The 21931-nt window shown below is 72.0% G+C and carries 18 protein-coding genes; 9 read left to right on the top strand and 9 right to left on the bottom strand.

Features of this window, described 5'->3' with window-relative positions; genetic code table 11:
• Window positions 1-132: 132 nt before the first annotated feature.
• From ACWD1Z_RS18630 to ACWD1Z_RS18610, 5 genes are all read left to right on the top strand, one after another.
• On the top strand, window positions 133-924 hold the full coding sequence (locus tag ACWD1Z_RS18630) for an ATP-binding cassette domain-containing protein (protein ID WP_250071274.1): 792 nt from the start codon (window positions 133-135) through the stop codon (window positions 922-924).
• A complete protein-coding gene (locus ACWD1Z_RS18625; RefSeq protein ID WP_451119882.1) occupies window positions 921-2213 on the top strand; it encodes a sugar ABC transporter permease in 1293 nt (430 codons plus the stop codon). Before ACWD1Z_RS18630 ends, ACWD1Z_RS18625 begins: the two co-directional genes overlap by 4 nt.
• Window positions 2214-2397: 184 nt before the next feature.
• Entirely contained in the window at window positions 2398-4314 is a 1917-nt protein-coding gene (gene dxs / locus ACWD1Z_RS18620; RefSeq protein ID WP_451119881.1) for a 1-deoxy-D-xylulose-5-phosphate synthase, read from the top strand.
• A 138-nt stretch (window positions 4315-4452) separates the two neighbouring features.
• Window positions 4453-5976 (top strand): amino acid permease, encoded by a 1524-nt coding sequence (locus tag ACWD1Z_RS18615; RefSeq protein ID WP_451119879.1) that lies wholly within the window; start codon window positions 4453-4455, stop codon window positions 5974-5976.
• A 75-nt stretch (window positions 5977-6051) separates the two neighbouring features.
• Complete coding sequence (locus ACWD1Z_RS18610) at window positions 6052-7479, top strand: glycosyltransferase family 39 protein (RefSeq protein WP_451119877.1); 1428 nt, start codon at window positions 6052-6054, stop codon at window positions 7477-7479.
• On the opposite strand, the gene ACWD1Z_RS18605 is transcribed toward ACWD1Z_RS18610, so the two are convergent.
• Window positions 7480-7848 carry an NTP pyrophosphohydrolase gene (locus ACWD1Z_RS18605; protein ID WP_451119876.1) on the bottom strand — a complete coding sequence of 123 codons (369 nt, stop codon included), beginning with the start codon at window positions 7846-7848 and terminating at the stop codon, window positions 7480-7482. It abuts the gene before it with no gap.
• A 51-nt stretch (window positions 7849-7899) separates the two neighbouring features.
• Here ACWD1Z_RS18605 and ACWD1Z_RS18600 point away from each other — a divergent pair, with 51 nt between their 5' ends.
• Complete coding sequence (locus tag ACWD1Z_RS18600; RefSeq protein ID WP_451119874.1) at window positions 7900-8913, top strand: hypothetical protein; 1014 nt, start codon at window positions 7900-7902, stop codon at window positions 8911-8913.
• Window positions 8914-8967: 54 nt separating this feature from the next.
• Here the strand turns inward: ACWD1Z_RS18600 and ACWD1Z_RS18595 are convergent, their stop codons facing one another.
• The 5 genes from ACWD1Z_RS18595 to ACWD1Z_RS18575 form a co-directional block, all read right to left on the bottom strand.
• Window positions 8968-11097 (bottom strand): 3-hydroxyacyl-CoA dehydrogenase NAD-binding domain-containing protein, encoded by a 2130-nt coding sequence (locus ACWD1Z_RS18595; RefSeq protein WP_451119873.1) that lies wholly within the window; start codon window positions 11095-11097, stop codon window positions 8968-8970.
• Window positions 11094-12314: a thiolase family protein gene (locus ACWD1Z_RS18590; RefSeq protein ID WP_451119871.1), complete on the bottom strand. Its 1221-nt coding sequence runs from the start codon at window positions 12312-12314 to the stop codon at window positions 11094-11096. Before ACWD1Z_RS18590 ends, ACWD1Z_RS18595 begins: the two co-directional genes overlap by 4 nt.
• A gap of 200 nt (window positions 12315-12514) precedes the next feature.
• Complete coding sequence (locus tag ACWD1Z_RS18585) at window positions 12515-13825, bottom strand: ribonuclease D (RefSeq protein WP_451119869.1); 1311 nt, start codon at window positions 13823-13825, stop codon at window positions 12515-12517.
• Between the two features lie 173 nt (window positions 13826-13998).
• Entirely contained in the window at window positions 13999-14661 is a 663-nt protein-coding gene (locus tag ACWD1Z_RS18580) for a response regulator transcription factor (protein WP_053751649.1), read from the bottom strand.
• Between the two features lie 234 nt (window positions 14662-14895).
• Window positions 14896-15567, bottom strand: a complete 672-nt coding sequence (locus tag ACWD1Z_RS18575) for a DUF3000 domain-containing protein (protein WP_451119868.1) — start codon at window positions 15565-15567, stop codon at window positions 14896-14898.
• Window positions 15568-15696: 129 nt separating this feature from the next.
• Here ACWD1Z_RS18575 and hemE point away from each other — a divergent pair, with 129 nt between their 5' ends.
• Window positions 15697-16752: a uroporphyrinogen decarboxylase gene (gene hemE / locus ACWD1Z_RS18570; protein ID WP_389419922.1), complete on the top strand. Its 1056-nt coding sequence runs from the start codon at window positions 15697-15699 to the stop codon at window positions 16750-16752.
• A 1-nt stretch (window position 16753) separates the two neighbouring features.
• On the opposite strand, the gene ACWD1Z_RS18565 is transcribed toward hemE, so the two are convergent.
• The gene (locus tag ACWD1Z_RS18565) at window positions 16754-17575 is read right to left on the bottom strand and encodes a rhomboid family intramembrane serine protease (RefSeq protein WP_451119866.1); all 822 of its coding nucleotides are present in this window, start codon (window positions 17573-17575) and stop codon (window positions 16754-16756) included.
• Between the two features lie 96 nt (window positions 17576-17671).
• On the opposite strand from ACWD1Z_RS18565, the gene ACWD1Z_RS18560 reads away from it, so the two are divergent.
• Window positions 17672-17959 carry a hypothetical protein gene (locus tag ACWD1Z_RS18560; protein WP_451119864.1) on the top strand — a complete coding sequence of 96 codons (288 nt, stop codon included), beginning with the start codon at window positions 17672-17674 and terminating at the stop codon, window positions 17957-17959.
• Here the strand turns inward: ACWD1Z_RS18560 and ACWD1Z_RS18555 are convergent.
• Window positions 17956-19353, bottom strand: coding sequence for an FAD-dependent oxidoreductase (locus ACWD1Z_RS18555; RefSeq protein WP_451119862.1), 1398 nt, complete (start codon window positions 19351-19353; stop codon window positions 17956-17958). The two genes, ACWD1Z_RS18560 and ACWD1Z_RS18555, sit on opposite strands and share 4 nt — an antisense overlap.
• A 39-nt stretch (window positions 19354-19392) precedes the next feature.
• Window positions 19393-20298, bottom strand: a complete 906-nt coding sequence (locus ACWD1Z_RS18550) for a DUF4349 domain-containing protein (protein WP_451119860.1) — start codon at window positions 20296-20298, stop codon at window positions 19393-19395.
• A gap of 172 nt (window positions 20299-20470) precedes the next feature.
• Here ACWD1Z_RS18550 and hemG point away from each other — a divergent pair, with 172 nt between their 5' ends.
• Entirely contained in the window at window positions 20471-21928 is a 1458-nt protein-coding gene (gene hemG, locus ACWD1Z_RS18545; RefSeq protein ID WP_451119858.1) for a protoporphyrinogen oxidase, read from the top strand.
• The last annotated feature ends 3 nt before the right edge of the window (window positions 21929-21931 follow it).

Genomic DNA, 21931 nt, shown 5'->3' with positions numbered 1-21931 from the left:
TACGGGACTTGATGCCCCAGGCTCCTCCGGCGCCCCGCGCACTCGACAGCCCCGCAAGCTCGGCGCGGGGCGCCGGACGGAACTTCCCCTCATTCTTTGCACAACCTCCCGCCGGGTCAGGCGGCGAAGGAGATGGTTCACGTGTCCGCTACGCCCGTGCTGGCGTTGCGCGGGGTCTCCAAGCGATTCGGTGCCGTTCAGGCGCTCACCGACGTAGAGCTTGAGGTCCACGCCGGTGAGGTGGTCGCCCTGGTCGGCGACAACGGCGCCGGAAAGTCCACGCTGGTCAAGACGATCGCCGGCGTGCACCCCATCGATGACGGCGTCATCGAGTGGGACGGCAAGCCCGTAACGATCAACAAGCCGCACGACGCCCAGAACCTGGGCATCGCGACGGTCTACCAGGACCTCGCGCTGTGCGACAACATCGATGTCGTCGGCAACCTCTACCTGGGCCGGGAAGTCCGCAAGCGCGGCATCCTGGACGAGGTCGAGATGGAGCGCCGTTCCCGCGAGCTGCTGGACACGCTGTCGATCCGCATCCCCAGCGTCCGCATCCCGATCGCCTCGCTCTCCGGCGGTCAGCGCCAGACGGTCGCCATCGCCCGCTCCATGCTGGGCGAGCCCAAGCTGGTCATCCTCGACGAGCCCACCGCCGCCCTCGGCGTCGAGCAGACCGCCCAGGTCCTCGACCTGGTGGAGCGGCTGCGCGAGCGCGGGCACGCCGTCATCCTCATCAGCCACAACATGGCGGATGTGAAGGCGGTGGCCGACAAGGTCGCCGTCCTGCGCCTCGGGCGCAACAACGGCGTCTTCGAGGTCAAGTCGACCTCGCAGGAAGAGATCATCTCCGCCATCACCGGCGCCACGGACAACGCCGTGACCCGTCGTGCGGCGCGCTCCAATGGGGAGATCAAGAAGTGAGCATCGACAAGACCTCCACACCGCCCGAGGACCACTCGGTGGAGAACCCCGAGGCGGCGGCCGCGGCCGTGACCGTCGTCGACCCCCGTCTGCTGGTGCGTGAGCAGGGCCTCGCGGGCTACGTCTCCGAGTTCAAGCGCAAGATGAAGGCCGGCGACCTGGGTTCCATCCCGGTCGTCATCGGCCTGGCGGTCATCTGGATCATCTTCCAGAGCCTGAACTCCAACTTCCTCACCGCGGGCAACCTCTCCGACATCTCCGTCGCCATGGTCGGCACGGGCATGATCGCCGTCGGCATCGTGTTCGTCCTGCTGCTCGGCGAGATCGACCTGTCGGTCGGTTCGGTCTCCGGTGTCGCGGGCGCCTCCTTCGCGGTGCTGAACGTCACCAACGGCATGAGCGAGTGGCTCGCCTTCGTGCTGGCCATCCTCACCGGTACGGCCGCCGGCGCCATCCACGGCTTCTTCTTCGCGAAGATCGGCGTCCCCGCCTTCGCCGTGACCCTGGCCGGTCTGCTGTTCTGGAACGGCTTCATGCTCAAGATCCTGGGCGACAACGGCACCATCAACCTGGACAGCGACGGCCTGGTGGCCAAGCTGACCAGCTACTACTTCTCCGATGTGGCCGCCGCCTACGGTCTCGCCATCGTCGCGACCGCGCTGTTCTTCCTCAGCTCCTTCTACGGCAACCGCCGCCGCGAGGCCGCGGGCGTGCCGTCGAGGCCGCTGAGCGACACCATCCTGCGTACGGTGCTGCTGGCGATCGTCTCCTTCGCCGTCGCCGCGGTCTACAACTCGTACAAGGGCCTGCCGCTGGCCGTGGTGCTCTTCATCGGGGTCCTGCTGCTCACGGACTTCGTCCTGCGCCGCACCGCCTACGGCCGCAAGGTGTTCGCGCTCGGCGGCAGCGTCGAGGCGTCCCGCCGTGCCGGTATCAACGTCGAGATGGTCCGGATCTCGGTCTTCGCGATCTCCGGCACCTTCGCGGCCATCGGCGGTCTGTTCATCGCCTCCAAGATCGCCTCCGCGAACCAGGGCGCCGGCGCCGGTGACCTGCTGATGAACGCCATCGCGGCGGCCGTCATCGGCGGCACCTCGCTCTTCGGTGGCCGGGGCCGCACCTGGAACGCCCTGCTCGGTGTCCTCGTGATCGTCTCGATCCAGTACGGCCTGGCCCTGGAGGGCATCGCCTCCCCGGTCCAGTACATGATCACCGGTGGTGTGCTGCTGGCGACCGTCGTCATCGACGCGGTCACCCGCAAGACCCAGAAGACCGCCGGTCGCGCGTAGCACCTCGGTCGGACCCGTTGCCCGGTGCCCCCAGGGGTACCGGGCAACAGCCATGTCGTAGGAACGCCGCATTATGGGTACAGCCGACGAGTGACCCACCGCCCGGGCGCAGGCCGCGGGGGCGGAACATTAGACTCGACAAGCCCGGCAACAGCTCGAACAGCTCTACTGCAAGGAGGCACGGGTGCCGCTGCTGACCCGCATCAGGGGACCGCGCGATCTGGACCGGCTCAGCCTGGAGCAGCTGGACCAGCTGGCAGGGGAGATCCGGACCTTCCTCGTCGACGCCGTCTCCAAGACCGGCGGCCACCTCGGCCCCAACCTCGGTGTGGTGGAGCTGACCATCGCCCTGCACCGGGTCTTCGAGTCGCCCAAGGACAAGGTGCTCTGGGACACCGGCCACCAGTCCTACGTGCACAAGCTGCTCACCGGCCGCCAGGACTTCTCCCGGCTGAAGATGAAGGGCGGTCTGTCCGGCTACCCCTCGCAGGCCGAGTCCGAGCACGACGTCATCGAGAACAGCCACGCCTCGACGGTCCTCGGCTGGGCCGACGGCCTGGCCAAGGCCAACCAGATCCGCAAGCGCGACGACCACGTCGTCGCCGTGATCGGTGACGGCGCCCTCACCGGCGGCATGGCCTGGGAAGCGCTGAACAACATCGCCGACGGCGACCGCCCGCTGGTCATCGTCGTCAACGACAACGAGCGCTCCTACGCGCCGACCATCGGCGGCCTCGCCAACCACCTGGCGACCCTGCGCACCACCGACGGCTACGAGCGCTTCCTGGCCCGCACCAAGGAGGTCCTGGAGCGCACCCCGGTCGTCGGCAAGCCGCTCTACGAGACCCTGCACGGCGCCAAGAAGGGCCTGAAGGACTTCATCGCCCCGCAGGGCATGTTCGAGGACCTCGGCCTGAAGTACGTCGGCCCCATCGACGGCCACGACATCGAGGCCCTGGAGTCGGCCCTGGCCCGCGCCAAGCGCTTCGGCGGCCCCGTCATCGTGCACTGCCTCACCGAGAAGGGCCGCGGCTACCAGCCCGCCCTCCAGGACGAGGCGGACCGCTTCCACGCCGTCGGCAAGATCCACCCCGACACGGGCCTGCCGATCGCCACCTCCGGCGCCGACTGGACCTCCGTCTTCGGCGAGGAGATGGTCGCGCTCGGCAAGGAGCGCGAGGACCTCGTCGCCATCACCGCCGCCATGCTCCAGCCGGTCGGCCTCGACAAGTTCGCCAAGGCGTTCCCCGACCGGGTCTACGACGTCGGTATCGCCGAGCAGCACGGCGCCGTCTCCGCGGCCGGCCTGGCCACCGGCGGGGTGCACCCGGTCTTCGCGGTGTACGCCACCTTCCTCAACCGCGCCTTCGACCAGGTCCTGATGGACGTGGCCCTGCACAAGTGCGGGGTGACCTTCGTGCTGGACCGGGCCGGTGTCACCGGCACCGACGGCGCCTCCCACAACGGCATGTGGGACATGTCGATCCTCCAGGTCGTGCCCGGCCTCCGGCTCGCCGCCCCGCGCGACGCCGACCAGGTCCGCGCCCAGCTCCGCGAGGCCGTCGAGGTCAAGGACGCGCCGACCGTGGTCCGCTTCTCCAAGGGCGCCGTCGGCCCCGCCGTACCCGCGGTGGGCCGCGTCGGCGGCATGGACGTGCTGCGCGAGCCGGGCACCGACCGGCCCGACGTGCTGCTCGTCTCGGTGGGCGCCCTCGCCCCGATGTGCCTGGAGATCGCCGGCCTGCTCGACCGGCAGGGCATCACCACCACCGTCGTCGACCCGCGCTGGGTCAAGCCCGTCGACGAGTCCATGGCCCCGCTCGCCGAACGGCACCGCGTGGTCGTCACCGTCGAGGACAACTCCCGCGTCGGCGGCGTCGGCTCGACCGTCGCCCAGGCGCTGCGCGACGCCGGTGTCGACGTCCCGCTGCGGGACTTCGGCATCCCGCCGCGCTTCCTCGACCACGCCTCGCGCGCCGAGGTGATGGCGGAGATCGGCCTGACCGCCCCCGACATCGCCCGCCAGGTCACCGGACTCGTCTCCAAGCTGGACGGCCGGTTCGACCGGGCAGCGGCCGAAGTGGAAGCCGCACGCGACTGAGTACCGCCGAATGGGCCGGTCCCGCCCCCCTACGAGGTGGTGGGACCGGCCCATCCGTGTGACCTCGCTGGTGTCCGGGCATACCGACGACGCCCCCTCTCGATCATGTCGAGGACGACAAGCGTCGGAGGTACGCCCATGAGCAGCACCCTCTTCCGGACGAAGAAGGTCGAGCAGTCCATCCTCGATACCGAGGAACCCGAGCACGCACTCAAGAAATCCCTGTCCGCGCTCGATCTGACGGTCTTCGGCGTCGGTGTCATCATCGGCACCGGAATCTTCGTCCTGACCGGCACCGTCGCCAAGAACAACGCGGGACCCGCCGTCGCGCTGGCCTTCGTCGCGGCCGGCGTCGCCTGCGCGCTCGCCGCGCTGTGCTACGCCGAGTTCGCCTCCACCCTGCCGGTGGCGGGATCGGCGTACACCTTCTCGTACGCCTCCCTCGGGGAGCTGCCCGCCTGGATCATCGGCTGGGACCTCGTCCTGGAGTTCGCGCTCGGTACGGCGGTGGTGGCGGTCGGCTGGTCCGGCTACGTCGCCTCGCTGATGGACAACGCCGGGTGGCATCTGCCCGCCGCGCTCGCCTCCCGGGACGGGGCCGACGGGTTCGGCTTCGACATCCTCGCCGCCGCGCTCGTGCTGGTGCTCACCGCGATCCTGGTGCTCGGCACCAAGCTCTCCGCGCGGGTCACCTCGGTGGTCGTGGCCATCAAGGTGACGGTCGTGCTGACCGTGATCATCGCGGGCGCCTTCTTCATCAAGGGCGCCAACTACGACCCGTTCGTCCCCAAGGCCCAGCCGGTGGACGCGGGCGACAGCCTGGACGCGCCGCTGATCCAGCTGATGTTCGGCTGGGCCCCCTCCAACTTCGGTGTGATGGGCATCTTCACCGCGGCCTCCGTCGTCTTCTTCGCCTTCATCGGCTTCGACGTCGTCGCCACGGCCGCGGAGGAGACCAAGAACCCGCAGCGCGACATGCCCCGGGGCATCCTCGGATCGCTCATCATCTGCACCGTCCTGTACGTCGCGGTGTCCATCGTGGTGACCGGCATGCAGCACTACAGCGACCTGTCCATCACCGCCCCGCTCGCCGACGCCTTCAAGGCCACCGGGCATCCCTGGTTCGCGGGCTTCATCAGCTTCGGCGCCGCGGTCGGCCTGACGACGGTCTGCATGATCCTGCTCCTCGGCCAGACCCGGGTGTTCTTCGCAATGAGCCGCGACGGACTGCTGCCGCGCTTCTTCTCCCAGGTCCACCCGAAGTTCAAGACCCCGCACCGGCCCACCATCCTGCTCGGTGTGCTCATCGCGATCCTCGCCGGCTTCACCCCGCTGAGCGAACTGGCCGAACTGGTCAACATCGGCACCCTGTTCGCCTTCGTGGTCGTCGCCATCGGCGTGATCATCCTCCGCCGCACCCGCCCCGACCTGCACCGGGCCTTCCGCACCCCCTGGGTGCCGCTCATCCCGATCCTGTCGGTGTGCGCCTCGCTGTGGCTGATGCTGAACCTGCCCGCCGAGACCTGGCTCCGGTTCGCGCTGTGGATGGCGGCCGGCTTCGTCGTCTACTTCCTGTACGGCCGCGGCCACAGCCGTCTGGGCCGCGCCGAGGAGACCTCGGTCGGCCAGGTCGTGCGGCCGCCCCGGGGTGACGCCGAGTAGCGTCCCCGGTTTGCCGTCCCGGCCCCGTATGTCCCGCTCAGACAGGGACTGCGGGGCCGGATAGCGTGCACTTCCATGTACGCCGAGCCCCTCGCCCAGCAACGCTCCGTGACGCCGCCGCGAGCCGGCCGGGGCTACTGGCGCCGGCTGCTGCCCCTGCTGGCGGCGCTCGCCTGTCTCACCCGCGTCCCGTCCTTCGCCCATCCCCTCTGGAACCCCGACGAGGGGTACCTGGCCGTACAGGCACGCATGCTGGCCCACGGCGGAGAGCTGTACGAGACGGTCGTGGACCGCAAGCCGCCGCTCGTACCGTGGCTCTACCAGGGGGCGTTCGCGCTGGCGGGCTCGGACTCGCTGGTGTCGGTGCGGCTGCTGGCCGTCCTGGCCCAGCTGCTGACCGCGGCCCTCCTCGCCGCACTGGCCCGCCGCCGCTGGGGCGACACCGCGGGCCGCACGGCGGGCGTGCTGTATCTGCTGATCTCCGTCGGCCTGAACCCCGAGGACGCCCAGGCGGCCGGCTTCGAGGTGTTCATGCTGCCGTGCACGGCGGCCGCCATGTGGTGCGCGGACCGGGGGCGCTGGGCGGCGGCGGGGGCGGCCGTCGGCTGCGCGTTCCTCGCCAAGCAGACCGGCGGGGCGGTGCTGCTGCCGGTGCTGTGGCTGTGCGGGGCGTCCTGGGGCGGGCTGCTGCGGCTCGGGGCGGGGGCGCTGGCGCCGGTGCTGTCGGCGGCGGTGCTCACCGACCCGGCGGGCTTCCTGTTCTGGACGGTCACCGGATCGGGCGCCTACGCCTCCTTCACCGGCTCCGAACTCCACGTCCTGACCCGGGCGGTGACGAACACCGCGATCCTGGCGGTGGCCTGCGCGGGACTGCTCCCGCCGGCGGCACGGGCCCGTACCGCGGCGGCGGACCTGTGGCTGTGGCTGGCGTCCGCGGCCGGGGCGGTCGCCCTCGGCTTCCACTTCTTCGGCCACTACTACCTGCAACTGACCCCACCGCTCGCCCTGCTGGCGACAGCGGCACTGCGCACCCTGCCCCCGGCCCGCCGGACCCGCGCCCTCGTGACCTCGGCCTGCTGCTGCGCCCTGTTCCTGACCTGGGGCCTGCTCGCCCCCCGCCCGGAGCTGACCCACGCCCAGCGCCTGGCGGACGCGATCAGCCGCCGCACCGCACCGGACGACCGGATCCTGCTGTGGGGGATGCACCCGGAGACGTACTGGCTGGCCCACCGCGCCCCGGCCACCCGCTATCTGACGGCGGGTCTCCTGACGAACTACAGCGGCGGCCGGGACGGCCCGTCCGTGGGCGAGGAGTACGCGATGCGGGGCGCCTGGGCCACGCTCCACCGCGAACTGGCCACCCGCCCGCCCCGGTTGATCGTCGACGACTCCCGGGGCAAGCCGTACGCCCCGGACCGGATCAGGTCCCTGCGCCGGCTGCTGGCCGGGTACGAGGAAGTGGCGGTGGTCGACGGTGCCGTACTGCACGCCCGGGCGCGGTAGTCACGGCCGTACCGTCCGCGGCCCCGCCACCTCGGCCCCCAGCTCCGCCACCCGCCGCCGCAGCTCCCGGTCCGCCGTCACCACCAGGCACGGGCGCCCGTCCGCCCGCCCGGCGACCAGGTCCACCATGTGGTCGTCCCCGCTGCCCCCGGCGGACTCCACCCGCACCCCCGCCACCGACGACACCCCCCGGGCCGCCCCCTCCACCACCAGCACGATCTCGGCCGGCCCCGGCCGCCCCGGCACCCCGTCCGCCGCCAGCCGGTCCCGCAGCCGCTCGGCGGCCCCCTTGCGGTCCCGCCACCAGCCGTCCGGCACCGACCCGACGACGTTCGCCGCGTCGACGATCACCAACAAGGCAGACTCCATGGCCCCAGGGTCGCACGCGGTGCCCGGGACGCCCCCGTTTAGAGTGATCCGGTGAACGGCGACTGGCTCATACGCGGTCGAGATGGCCGCCTCAGCGTCTACTGGCACACCCGGGACGCCGTCCTGTGCCGTGCGGAGCACGTCCCCGGGGGCACCTGGGACGCCCCGCGCCGGGTGGGCGGTGAGCAGAAGGTGCAGCCCGGGTTCGCGCTGGGCCGGGGCGCGGACGGCTACGCCCATCTGGTGGCCTGGCGGTCCACTCGTGCGGGTGAATCGGGGCTGGTGCACTCCACGCACTTCCGCCCGCTGCTGGCCGCCCTGGACTGGCTGCCCGTCGGCCACCCGAACAAGCAGGGCGAGCGCACCGGCACCCCGGCCGTCGCCGTCGACACGGAGGGCCGCGCCTACCTCTTCGTCCGCAACCGCGGCCAGGGCGTGCACACCGTCAACCAGAAGGAACGCGGCGGCTGGAACGGCTGGCACGACCTGAAGGGCTCCAAGGTGGCGGAGCAACTCGTCGCCGTCACCGCGGAGTCGGGTCTGGTCCAGGTGTACGCGACCGGTCCCGCCGGCGTGCTGCGCTGGCTCCAGCAGGAGCCGGGCGGCCGCCCGGTCGCGGCCGACCCCTTGGCGGTGTCCCTCGCTCCGGGCACCCTGAGCGCCCTGCCGACCTCGAAGGAGCACACGACGCTCTTCTTCGCGGACCCCGAGGGCATGCTGTACGCCTGGCGGCCCGACGGCGACCCGGTGCCCCTGCTCGCCGCCGCGGGCCCCGGCCGGGTGTCCGCCGTCCGCTGCGTGCTGGACGGCCACGACTGCACCCTGCTCGCCCAGCGCTCCTCCTCCGGCCGGGTCGCGTTCGCCGCGTATCCGACGGAGCGGGAGTCGGCGGGCCTGTGGTGGACGGAGTCGGGTCCTGCCCTGCCGCCGGGCACCCGGGTCGCCGTGGCGGAGGACGCGGCGGGCCGGGTGGTGGCCGCCAGCCTGACGCCGGACGGCGTGCTGCGCCTGGCCCGCCAGAAGGACGAACCGGGTCTCGCGCTGGCCGCCTGGCAGGAGGTCTGAGGAACGCGCAGAGGGCCCCCGCCGACCGGCGGGGGCCCTCTGCGTCCAGCGCTGTTACGCGGGGACCGAAGCCACGCCCGGCGCCAGGAACTTCTTGCCGTTCACGCGCTCCGAGACACCCTCACGGTCCAGGTACGGCGTGATGCCGCCCAGGTGGAAGGGCCAGCCGGCGCCCGTGATCAGGCACAGGTCGATGTCCTGGGCCTCGGCGACGACACCCTCGTCGAGCATGAGCCCGATCTCCTGCGCGACGGCGTCGAGCACCCGGGCGCGCACCTGCTCCTCGGTCAGGACGACATCGCCCTGCTTCAGCAGCGCGGCGACCTCCGGGTCCAGCTCCGGCTTGCCGGAGTCGTAGACGTAGAAGCCGCGCTTGCCCGCCTTGACGACGGCGGCGAGGTTCGGGGAGACCGTGAAGCGGTCGGGGAAGGCCCGGTTGAGGGTCTCCGAGACGTGCAGGCCGATCGCGGGACCGACCAGCTCCAGCAGCACCAGCGGGGACATCGGCAGACCGAGCGGCTCGATGGCCTTCTCGGCGGTCTCGACCGGGGTGCCCTCGTCGATGACGTTCTGGATCTCGCCCATGAAGCGGGTGAGGATGCGGTTGACGACGAACGCCGGGGCGTCCTTCGTCAGGACCGCGGTCTTCTTCAGCTTCTTGGCGACGGCGAACGCCGTGGCCAGCGAGGCGTCGTCGGTCTGCTCGCCGCGGACGATCTCGAGCAGCGGCAGGATCGCGACCGGGTTGAAGAAGTGGAAGCCCACGACCCGCTCGGGGTGCTTCAGCTTCGACGCCATCTCGGAGACCGAGAGCGAGGAGGTGTTGGTGGCGAGGATCGCGTGCGCCGGGGCGACCGCCTCGACCTCCGCGAACACCTGCTGCTTGACGCCGATCTCCTCGAACACGGCCTCGATGACGAAGTCCGCGTCGGAGAAGCCCTCGGCCTTGTCCAGCACACCGGTGACCAGGGCCTTGAGGCGGTTGGCCTTGTCCTGGTTGATACGGCCCTTGCCGAGCAGCTTCTCGATCTCGGCGTGGACGTAGCCCACACCCTTGTCGACGCGCTCCTGGTCGATGTCGGTCAGCACGACCGGCACCTCCAGGCGGCGCAGGAAGAGCAGCGCGAGCTGGGAGGCCATCAGACCGGCGCCGACGACACCGACCTTGGTGACCGGGCGGGCCAGGTTCTTGTCCGGGGCACCGGCCGGGCGCTTGCCGCGCTTCTGCACCAGGTTGAACGCGTAGATGCCGGCGCGCAGTTCGCCGCCCATGATCAGGTCGGCGAGCGCCTGGTCCTCGGCGTCGAAGCCCTGCTGCAGGTCGCCGTTCTTGGCGGCGGCGATGATGTCCAGGGCGCGGTAGGCGGCCGGGGCGGCGCCGTGCACCTTGGAGTCCGCGATGAAGCGGCCCTTGGCCACGGCCTGGTCCCAGGCCTCGCCGCGGTCGATCGCCGGGCGCTCGATGACGATCTCGCCCTTGAGGACGCTCGCGGTCCAGATCAGCGACTGCTCCAGGAAGTCCGCGCCCTCGAAGAGGGCGTCGGCGATCCCGAGGTCGAAGACCTGCTCGCCCTTGAGCTGCTTGTTCTGGTTGAGGCTGTTCTCGATGATCACCGAGACGGCCTTCTCGGCGCCGATCAGGTTCGGCAGGATCGTGCAGCCGCCCCAGCCGGGCACCAGGCCGAGGAAGACCTCGGGGAGCGAGAACGCGGGGAGCGCCTTGGAGACGGTCCGGTACCGGCAGTGCAGACCGACCTCGACGCCACCGCCCATCGCGGCGCCGTTGTAGTACGCGAAGGTCGGCACCGCGAGACCCGCGAGGCGCTTGAAGACCTCGTGGCCGCCCTTGCCGATGGCCAGCGCGTCCTGGTGCTCCTTCAGCAGCTCGACGCCCTTGAGGTCGGCGCCGACCGCGAAGATGAACGGTTTGCCGGTGATGCCGACGCCGACGATCTCACCGGCCGCGGCCTCCGCCTCGACCTGGTCGATGGCGGTGTCCAGGTTCGCCAGCGACTGCGGGCCGAAGGTGGTCGGCTTGGTGTGGTCGAAGCCGTTGTCCAGCGTGATCAGGGCGAAGCGCCCGGCACCGGACGGCAGGTCGAGGTGGCGTACGTGCGCGGACGTGACGACCTCGTCGGGGAACAGCTCGGCCGCGCCCTTCAGGAGCTCAGCGGTGGTGCTCACTTGTTGCCTCCGTCGAAGTGCGGGTTCTCCCAGATGACCGTCGCGCCCATGCCGAAGCCGACGCACATGGTGGTCAGGCCGTAGCGGACGTGCGGCTGCTCCTCGAACTGGCGGGCCAGCTGCGTCATCAGACGCACACCGGAGGAGGCCAGCGGGTGCCCGAAGGCGATGGCGCCGCCGTACTGGTTGACGCGCGCGTCGTCGTCCGCGATGCCGTAGTGGTCGAGGAAGGCCAGGACCTGGACGGCGAAGGCCTCGTTGATCTCGAAGAGGTTGATGTCCTCGATCGACAGGCCCGCCTTGGCGAGGGCCTTCTCGGTGGCCGGGATCGGGCCGTAGCCCATGACCTCCGGCTCGACGCCCGCGAAGGCGTAGGAGACCAGGCGCATCTTCACCGGGAGGTCGTGCTCCCGGGCGAAGTCCTCGGAGGCGATGATCGAGGCGGTGGCGCCGTCGTTCAGACCGGCCGCGTTGCCGGCGGTGACCCGGCCGTGGACGCGGAAGGGGGTCTTCAGACCGGCCAGGTTCTCCAGCGTGGTGCCCGGGCGCATCGGCTCGTCGGCGGTGACCAGACCCCAGCCCGTCTCACCGGCCTCCGGGTTGGTGCGGCGCACCGAGACCGGCACCAGGTCGGCCTGGATCTTGCCGTTGGCGTACGCCTTGGCGGCCTTCTCCTGCGAGCGCACGGCGTACTCGTCGGCGCGCTGCTTGGTGATGTGCGGGTAGCGGTCGTGCAGGTTCTCGGCGGTCATGCCCATGAACAGCGCCGACTCGTCGACCAGCTTCTCGCTGACGAACCGCGGGTTCGGGTCCACGCCCTCGCCCATCGGGTGGCGGCCCATGTGCTCGACACCACCGGCGATGACGGCGTCGTAGGCGCCGAAGGCGATGGAACCGGCGACGGACGTCACGGCGGTCAGGGCGCCGGCGCACATCCGGTCGATCGAGTAGCCGGGGACCGACTGCGGCAGGCCGGCGAGGATGCCGGCCGTGCGGCCGAGGGTCAGGCCCTGGTCCCCGATCTGCGTGGTCGCGGCGATGGCGACCTCGTCGATCTTCTTGGGGTCGAGACCGGGGTTGCGGCGCAGCAGCTCCCGGATCGCCTTCACGACGAGGTCGTCGGCGCGGGTCTCGTGGTAGATGCCCTTCGGGCCCGCCTTGCCGAACGGGGTGCGGACGCCGTCGACGAAGACGACGTCCCTGACGGTACGAGGCACGATGGCTCTCCTCCAGGGTGCGGGACTGCACTGCTGCGGCACGCATGCACTGAGCGCGCGCTTACAACCATGCTACTTATGAGTAACGTAGCTGCCCAGCCCCGGGGAACCAAGCGGCGAAGGTCACACCGCGGGGGTGTCGTCGGCGGACCTTGGCGCGATCTCGACGTCGCCGGGCTCCCGTGAGGTGCCTGCCGGCGCTACGCCTGGGCCGACAGCGCGGCCACCAGCACCGGCGTGACCTGCTCCACCTGCCACGGCCGGGCCCCGTACCCGGCGAGGGCGGCCCCCACCGTCTCGGTGTCCACCTCCTTCGGCGGCTCCCAGCACACCCGGCGCACGGTGTCCGGGGTGATCAGGTTCTCCTGGGGCATGTTGAGCCGTTCGGCGAGGGCGGAGACCCCGGCGCGGGCCGCCGACAGCCGGGCCGCGGCCGCGGGGTCCTTGTCGGCCCACGCGCGCGGCGGCGGCGGACCGGTCACCGGCTGCCCGGGCTGCGGCAACTGAGACTCGCTGAGCAGCCTGGCCCGGTCGACGGCCGCCTGCCACTGCTCCAGCTGCCGCCGGCCCGTCCGGTGTCCGAACCCGTTGAGCGCGGCCAGCGCGTGCACATTGGCGGGCAGCGCCAGCGCGGCCTCCACGATCGCGGCGTCCGACAGCACCTTGCCCGGCGACACGTCCCTGCGCTGGGCGATCCTGTCCCGCGTCTCCCACAGCTCGCGCACCACGCCGAGCTGCCGGCGGCGGCGCACCTTGTGCATCCCGGAGGTGCGGCGCCAGGGGTCCTTGCGCGGCTCGGCCGGCGGCGCGGAGGCGATCGCGTCGAACTCCTGGCGGGCCCACTCCAGCTTGCCCTGCCGGTCGAGGTCCTTCTCCAGCGCGTCGCGCAGGTCGACGAGGAGCTCCACGTCCAGCGCGGCGTACCGCAGCCACGGCTCGGGCAGCGGGCGGGTGGACCAGTCGACGGCGGAGTGCCCCTTCTCCAGCACGAAGCCGAGCACGCTCTCGACCATCGCGCCGAGCCCGACCCGGGGGAACCCGGCGAGCCGGCCCGCCAGCTCGGTGTCGAACAGCCGGGTGGGGACCATGCCTATTTCCCTGAGGCAGGGCAGGTCCTGGGTCGCGGCGTGCAGCACCCACTCGGTGCCGGACAGCGCCTCGCCGAGGCCGGAGAGGTCGGTGCAGGCGACGGGGTCGATCAGCGCGGTGCCCGCGCCCTCGCGGCGCAGCTGCACCAGATAGGCGCGCTGTCCGTAGCGGTAGCCGGAGGCGCGCTCGGCGTCCACGGCGACGGGACCCGATCCGGCGGCGAACGCGGCGATGACGCGGGCGAGGGACTCCTCGTCGGCGATCACCGGCGGAACGCCTTCGCGGGGTTCCAGCAAAGGGGTGGGTTCGGGGTGGGTCGCCCCGTCCGGCGCCCCCGTAACAGAAGATCCGCCGTCGTCCGGAGGGGCGCCTCCGGTGGTTCGCAGTGAGCTGTCTGCTGCGGTGTCTTGGGCGTCGGTCACCTGTCAAGGGTATCCGTGTATGGACAGCGCCCGTCGACGGAACGTTCCGTCGACGGGCGCTTGGGGGTCGTAAACCAGTCAGGCCGGTGCATCGTCCGGTTCACGACGGGTGGAGCACGGGCGGGGCGGGCCGGCGGCCGGTCCGTTCACGTCCGTGAAGGGCGGTCGGGGAGTCAGTGGATGATGCCGGTGCGCAGGGCGACGGCGACCATGCCGGCACGGTCGCCCGTGCCGAGCTTGCGGGCGATTCGGGCGAGGTGGCTCTTCACGGTCAGCGCGGACAGGCCCATCGAGACGCCGATGGCCTTGTTCGACTGGCCCTCCGCCACCAGCCGCAGCACCTCGACCTCACGGCCGGACAGTTCGCGGTAACCGCCCGGGTGGCTCGGGGCACCCGGGGGGCGGCGGTGCATACGGGCGGCGGCGGCACCGATGGGGGCGGCACCGGGCCGGGTGGGGAGCCCGACGTTGGTGCGGGTGCCGGTGACGACGTAACCCTTCACGCCTCCGGCCAGCGCGTTGCGTACGGCGCCGATGTCGTCGGCCGCGGAGAGGGCGAGGCCGTTGGGCCAGCCCGCGGCGCGGGTCTCGGACAGCAGGGTCAGGCCCGAGCCGTCGGGCAGGTGGACGTCGGCGACACAGATGTCGCGGGGGTTGCCGATGCGGGGACGAGCCTCCGCGACGGACGAGGCCTCGATGACGTCTCTCACACCGAGCGCCCACAGGTGGCGGGTGACGGTGGAGCGGACGCGGGGGTCGGCCACGACCACCATGGCGGTCGGCTTGTTCGGGCGGTAGGCGACCAGGCTTGCGGGCTGCTCGAGGAGAACGGACACCAGGCCTCCTGGGGTGCGGACGGCTTTGAAGGTCAAAGACGTCTTCGGCACCGAACGCGGAGTCCTTTAGAGAATGATCACGATCTAGTGAGTAACAATTGGTGCAATTCGGACGTACGGTCGATCGTTCGGTGAACGAATCGGTTCGTTCGAGTGTCTGCTCATGACTGAAAGTGGCCGTATCGACAAAGTGATGCCCACGTCTCCGCCGCTCATGCACCCGTCCCCGCACCGCTAACGCGACTGCGGTCCCCTCCGCTGCGGCAGCGTCACCACCGCCGCGTCCCCGGGACCGGCCGGCGGCAGCCCGGCGACCTGGGCGAGCAGATCCGCCCAGGACGCCAGATGCGCCGCGGTGTCCGGCACCCCGCCCAGCCCCTCGCGCGGGGTCCAGGAGGCGCGGATCTCGATCTGCGAGGCCGAGGGGCGTTCGGACAGGCCGCCGAAGTAGTGCGAACTCGCGCGCGTGACGGTGCCGCTGGGTTCGCCGTACGTCAGTCCGCGCGCCTGGAGCGCGCCGGTCAGCCACGACCAGCACACCTCCGGCAGCAGCGGGTCCGCCGCCATCTCCGGCTCCAGCTCCGCCCGCACCAGCGTCACCAGCCGGAACGTGCCCCGCCAGGCGTCGTGCCCGGCCGGGTCGTGCAGCAGCACCAGACGTCCGTCGGCGAGATCCTGGTCACCGTCGAGGACGGTCGCCTCCAGCGCGTACGCGTGCGGGGCGAGCCGCTGCGGGGCGCGCGTCGGCTCCACCTCGATCTGCGGCCTCAGCCGACTGCCGCGCAGGGCCTGGACCGCGGCCTGGAACGCCGACGGAGCCGCCGCCCCGCTCCCCTCCCGGTTACCGTCCTTCGCCTCGTCCATCCCACCAGTGCCGTCCGAGAGTCGTTCCTGCGCCGCAGCCATGCCGGAAGATTAAGGGGAACCGGGCCCCGGCGCTGGCCTAGACACCCGTGATGTTCCGGGGCGGCGACGGGACAGGGGCCCCGGGAGCGGGGGACAGCGCACCCTTGCCCCCGTGCGAGACTTTCCGACGTGAGTGCACACGAGACGACGCCGACCGCCACGCACGACTCCGCCTTCCTGAGGGCCTGCCGCCGCGAACCCGTGCCGCACACGCCCGTGTGGTTCATGCGCCAGGCCGGGCGCTCCCTGCCGGAGTACCGCAAGGTCCGCGAGGGCATCCCGATGCTCGAGTCCTGCATGCGCCCGGAGCTGGTCACCGAGATCACCCTCCAGCCCGTGCGCCGGCACCACGTGGACGCGGCGATCTACTTCAGCGACATCGTCGTCCCCCTCAAGGCCATCGGCATCGACCTCGACATCAAGCCCGGCGTCGGCCCGGTCGTCGAGAACCCGATCCGCACCCGCGCCGACCTGGCCCGGCTGCGCGACCTCACCCCCGAGGACGTCTCCTACGTCACCGAGGCCATCGGCCTGCTCACCCGCGAGCTGGGCTCCACCCCGCTCATCGGCTTCGCCGGCGCGCCTTTCACCCTCGCGAGCTATCTCGTCGAGGGGGGCCCGTCCCGTACGTACGAGAACGCCAAGGCGATGATGTACGGCGACCCGGAGCTCTGGGCCGAGCTGCTCGACCGCCTCGCCGACATCACGGCCGGCTTCCTGAAGGTCCAGATCGAGGCCGGCGCCTCCGCGGTCCAGCTCTTCGACTCCTGGGTCGGCGCGCTCGCCCCCGCCGACTACCGCCGCTCGGTGATGCCCGCCTCGGCCAAGGTCTTCGAGGCCGTCGCCGGGTACGGCGTCCCGCGCATCCACTTCGGTGTCGGCACCGGTGAACTGCTCGGCCTGATGGGCGAGGCCGGCGCGGACGTCGTCGGCGTCGACTGGCGCGTCCCGCTGGACGAGGCCGTCCGCCGGGTCGGCCCCGGCAAGGCGCTCCAGGGCAACCTCGACCCGACCGTGCTGTTCTCCACCACCGAGGCCGTCGAGGCGAAGACGCAGGAGGTCCTCGACGCCGCGGCGGGCCTGGAGGGCCATGTCTTCAACCTCGGCCACGGCGTCATGCCGCACACCGACCCGGACTCCCTGACCCGGCTCGTGGAGTACGTCCACACCCGCACCGCGCGCTGACTCACCACGTCTGGCGGGGCCGGGCGCGTCTGCCGAACAGCAGGCCGCGCGGCTCCGGCGGCGGCGGTGTGCCGGGCTTGAGCGGCCAGGCGAGCAGCATGCCCGCGAGGAAGCCGACGACATGCGCGGTGTACGCGACCGTCCCGGCCTGCGAGATGCCCTCGCCGGAGGAGTACACCGCCTGGAGCCCGAACCAGAAGCCGAGCACCATCCAGGCCGGCAGTCTCAGCGGCAGGAAGACCAGGAACGGCACCAGCACCCACACCCTGGCCTTCGGATACAGCACCAGATAGGCGCCCAGCACCCCGGCGATCGCTCCCGAGGCGCCGATCAGCGGGTCGCCGGAGTCGGCGTTGAGCAGTGCGAAGCCGTAACCGGCCGCGTAGCCGCACACGACGTAGAACAGCAAGTACCGCACATGGCCCATGCGGTCCTCGATGTTGTTGCCGAAGATCAGCAGGAAGAGCATGTTGCCGAGCAGGTGCAGCCAGCCGCCGTGCAGGAACATCGCCGTGAAGACCGACAGCAGCGGTGACTTGTCGTAGCCCGGCTCGCCGACCACGCAGCCGGGGCCGTGCGGGCCGACCGAGACGTCGCCGGTGGGGACCAGGCGGGGCAGCTGACCGTGGATCAACTCCCGTGGCACCGCCGCGTACTGGTCCAGCAGCGCGTGCAGCTCGCAGGTCTGGGCCAGGCGGCTTTCCCAGGGCATGCCCACCGTGCCGGGCAGGGCCAGGAAGACGAAGACGTTCGCGGCGATCAGCCCGTACGTCACGTACGGGGTGCCGCGTACGGGGTTCACGTCATGGACGGGGATGACCACGAGTGACTTCTTCCCTGGATGCGGTCCCGGAATCGGTGAACGCCGGTGCCGTTGCGCGCGTATGGCTTGTCGACCGGGACTACGGGAGGACAGGCGATGAACGAAAGAGTTGCTCCGTCGATGCACGCGCTGCCGGACGGTGAGGCCGAGCTCTCCGTGGTGGTGCGGCTTCCCTGGGAGGACGTGGCGCGGCTGGGCCAGGAGGCCGGCCGGCTGGCCGCGCAGACGGGGCGTCCGGTGACGCTCGACGAGGCGGTGAGCCATCGGCTGCGGTCCGTGCGGCCGCCGGCCGCGCACGCCAGGCCGGGGACGGGGGAGCAGCCGGTGGCCGCCCCCGCCGGCGCGTCGGTGGCGTCGCTGCCGAGGATCAGCGGCTCGGCCTAGGAGTCCTCGGACACGGCCTTCGCCGCCTTGCGGGCCGCCACCAGGACGGGGTCCCACACCGGGCTGAACGGCGGGGCGTAGCCGAGGTCCAGGGCCGTCATGCGGTCCACCGTCATCCCCGCGGTCAGGGCCACCGCCGCGATGTCCACGCGCTTGGCGGCGCCCTCCCGGCCGACGATCTGCACGCCCAGCAGGCGGCCGGTGCGGCGCTCGGCGAGGATCTTGACCGTCATCGGGGAGGAGCCGGGGTAGTAGCCCGCCCGGCTGGTCGACTCGATGGTGGCCGTGACGTACCGCAGGCCGGCCCGGCGCGCGTCCTTCTCGCGCAGGCCCGTGCGGGCGATCTCCAGGTCGCAGACCTTGCTGACCGCGGTGCCGACCACCCCGGGGAAGGTGGCGTAGCCGCCGCCCACGTTGGTGCCGATGACCTGCCCGTGCTTGTTGGCGTGGGTGCCCAGCGCGATGTGGCGCTCCTGACCGGAGACCAGGTCCAGGACCTCCACGCAGTCGCCGCCCGCCCAGATGTTCTCGTGTCCGCGCACCCGCATCGCGAGGTCCGTCAGCAGCCCCTGGTGCCGCCCCAGGGGCAGCCCGGCCCGGCGCGCCAGCGTCGTCTCCGGGCGGACCCCGATGCCGAGCACGACGACGTCCGCCGGGTACTCGGCGTCCTGCGTCACGACCGCGCGGACCCGGCCGTCGTCACCGGTGCGGATCTCGGTGACCTCGGCGTCGCCGGCCATGGTGATGCCGAGGCCCGTCATGGCCTCGTGCACCAGGCGGCCCATGTCCGGGTCGAGCGTGGACATCGGCTCCTCGCCGCGGTTCACGACCGTCACCTCGTACCCGCGCTTGATCAGCGCCTCGGCCATCTCCACGCCGATGTAACCGGCGCCGACCACGACCGCGCGCCGCCCACGCGTGCGTGCCAGCGTGTCCAGCAGCGCCTGCCCGTCGCCCAGGCTCTGCACCCCGTGCACGCCCGGCGCGTCGGCGCCCGGCAGGTCGGGGCGGACCGGCCGCGCACCGGTCGCGATCACGAGCTTGTCGTACGACGTCCAGGACTCGGCCCCGGAATCGACGTCACGCGCGCGTACCCGCTGCCCGGCCGGGTCGATCTCCACGGCCTCGGTGCGCATGCGCAGATCGATGTCCCGCGCGCGGTGCTCCTCGGGCGTACGGGCGATCAGCTCGTCGCGCCCGGCGACGTCGCCGCCGACCCAGTACGGGATGCCGCACGCCGAGTACGAGGCGAAGTCGCCGCGTTCGAAGGCCACGATCTCCAGTTCGGCGGCGCCCTTCATGCGCCGTGCCTGCGACGCCGCGGACATCCCCGCGGCGTCGCCGCCGATCACGACCAGCCGTTCCCTCGTACCCCGCCCACGCTTCATGTTCATGCGAACACGCTACGGGGGCAGATCATTTCGGGCTCGCGGTCACTCCTCCTCGCGCGCGGGTGCCGGGCGCGGGGTCAGCCGGGGCTGCACCAGCCGCAGCCAGAGCACGATCAGCAGGGCCGCACCCACGGCGAACGGCAGAACCGCCGCCACGGCCATGACGATCCAGCGCAGCATCGTCACGAAGGCGTCCCAGCCGCCCGTGAGCGCGTCCATGACCCCGGGGTCGTCGTCCTCGGCCGCCGCCTTCTTCACCGGTGTCCCGGACAGCGACAGGGTGATGGTGGCGAGGCTCGTGCGGTCCTCCAGGGAGGCCTGCTGGGCCAGCAGCGACTCCAGGTCCGCCTGGCGGGTGCTCAGTTCGCCCTCCAGCGTCACCACGTCGGTCAGCTTGGTGGCCTGGTCCATCAGCGCGCGGATCCGACTCACGCTGGCCCGCTGCGACTTGATGCGGCTCTCCACGTCGACGACCTGCTCGGTGACGTCCTGCGCCTTGGCGGTGCGGTCGAGCAGCTTGCCGGTGCCCTCCAGGTCGGCGAGGACGTCCGCGTAGGAGCCGACGGGCACGCGGAGCACGACGCGGGTGCGCTCCCTGCCGTCCTGGCCGCGGGTGGTCGTCTCGTTGCCGACGTAGCCGCCCGCGTTCTCGGCGGTGGTGCGGGCCTCGTCGAGGGCCTTCGGTACGTCCTTGACCTGTACGGTCAGCGACGCCGTGCGGATGATGCGGCTCGCGGTGATCCTGGGCGGGGCGTCCGCCTGCTCGGCGCCGGAGTGGCCGGGGGCCGCCGCGCCCGCGGCGCTGTCCGCCTGGGACTTGGCGGCCTCGTTGCTGCCCGCGGAGTCGCTGGAGTCGGCGCCGCCGGTGCATCCGGTCAGCGCCAGGGCTGCCGCCAGCAGAACGCCGGCGACGGCATGGACAGGTCGTACGGAACGTCGTGCGCGCATGGTGGTGTTACCCCCCGAGGGTCGTGACGGCTGATGCTTCTTCGACGCCGGAGGAGGCCCGGACGTTGGCATCCGGCGGTTCCGATGCGGTCACGGTCGGGACTCGGGCCGGGCACGCGCAGGGCCGGACGGCGTCGGCGGGAGTGTCAGTGGCGTTTGAGAGAGTGGGCTCATGCACGCAGCGGACACTCCAGCGGAACACGGACGGGTCGTCGTCATCGGCGCCGGGATCGCCGGCCTCGCGGCGGCCCACCGGCTGCTGGCCGAGGGCAGCCGGGTGACCGTGCTGGAGGCATCGGACCGGATCGGCGGCAAGCTGCTGCCCGGCGAGATCGCGGGCGTCCGGGTGGACCTCGGCGCCGAGTCGATGCTGGCCCGCCGCCCCGAGGCCGTGGGGCTCGCCCGCGAGGCCGGTCTCGCCGAGCGCCTGCAGCCCCCGGCCACCGCCACCGCCTCCCTGTGGACCCGCGGCGCCCTGCGCCCCATGCCCAAGGGCCATGTCATGGGCGTGCCCGGCACCGCCGCCGCCCTGGCCGGCGTCCTGTCCGACGAGGGCCTGGCCCGTATCGAGCGCGACGCCGAACTGCCCCGCACCGAGGTCGGCGACGATGTGGCGGTCGGCGCGTACGTGGCGCAGCGGCTGGGCCGCGAGGTCGTCGACCGGCTGGTCGAGCCCCTGCTGGGCGGGGTGTACGCGGGCGACGCCTACCGCATCTCGATGCGCTCGGCCGTCCCGCAGCTCTTCCGGGCCGCGCAGGACCATGACTCCCTGACCGAGGCGGTCCGCGCGATCCAGGCCGGTGCGGCGGCGGCTCGGCACAGCGGTCCGGTGTTCATGGGCATCGAGGGCGGCATCGGCACGCTTGCGCTCGCCGTCGCTCAGGCGGTGCGGGCCAGGGGCGGCGAGATCGTCACCGGCGCGCCGGTGACCGGGCTGCGCCGCGAGCCGGACGGCTGGCGGGTCGTCACCGGCGACCGGACGCTGCGCGCGGACGCCGTCGTCGTCGCCGTACCCGCGCGGGCCGCCGCCGACCTGCTGCGCGCCGAAGCCCCGGCCGCCGCGAGCGAGCTGGCCGCCGTCGAGTACGCCTCCATGGCCCTGGTCACCCTCGCCTACCGGCGCGCCGGCACCGCGCTGCCCGCCGGCAGCGGCTTCCTGGTGCCGCCCGTCGACGGCCGCACCATCAAGGCGTCGACCTTCGCCTCCCACAAGTGGGGCTGGATCGCCGACCAGGACCCGGACGTGCTGGTGCTGCGCACCTCGGTCGGGCGGTACGGCGAGACGGAGATCCTCCAGCGGGAGGACACCGACCTCGTCGAGGTCTCCCGGCACGACCTGGAGGCGGCGACCGGCCTGACCGCCGCCCCGATCGCCACCCGCGTCACCCGCTGGACCGACGGCCTGCCCCAGTACCCGGTCGGCCACCACGCGCGCGTGGCCCGCATCCGCGAGCACCTGGGCAAGGTGCCGGGCCTGGCGGTGTGCGGCGCGGCCTACGACGGCGTGGGCATCCCGGCGTGCATCGCGAGCGCTTATGCGGCCGTCGACCAGATCCACGGTGATCTGCGCGCTGTGCAGCAGCTCACCGCCCACCCGGTGCAGAGTCTGCACGGAGGAGCAGGAGAATAAGGA

This window comes from Streptomyces sp. NPDC002784, assembly GCF_053592135.1.
This window is presented reverse-complemented; position numbering and strand designations above follow the sequence as displayed.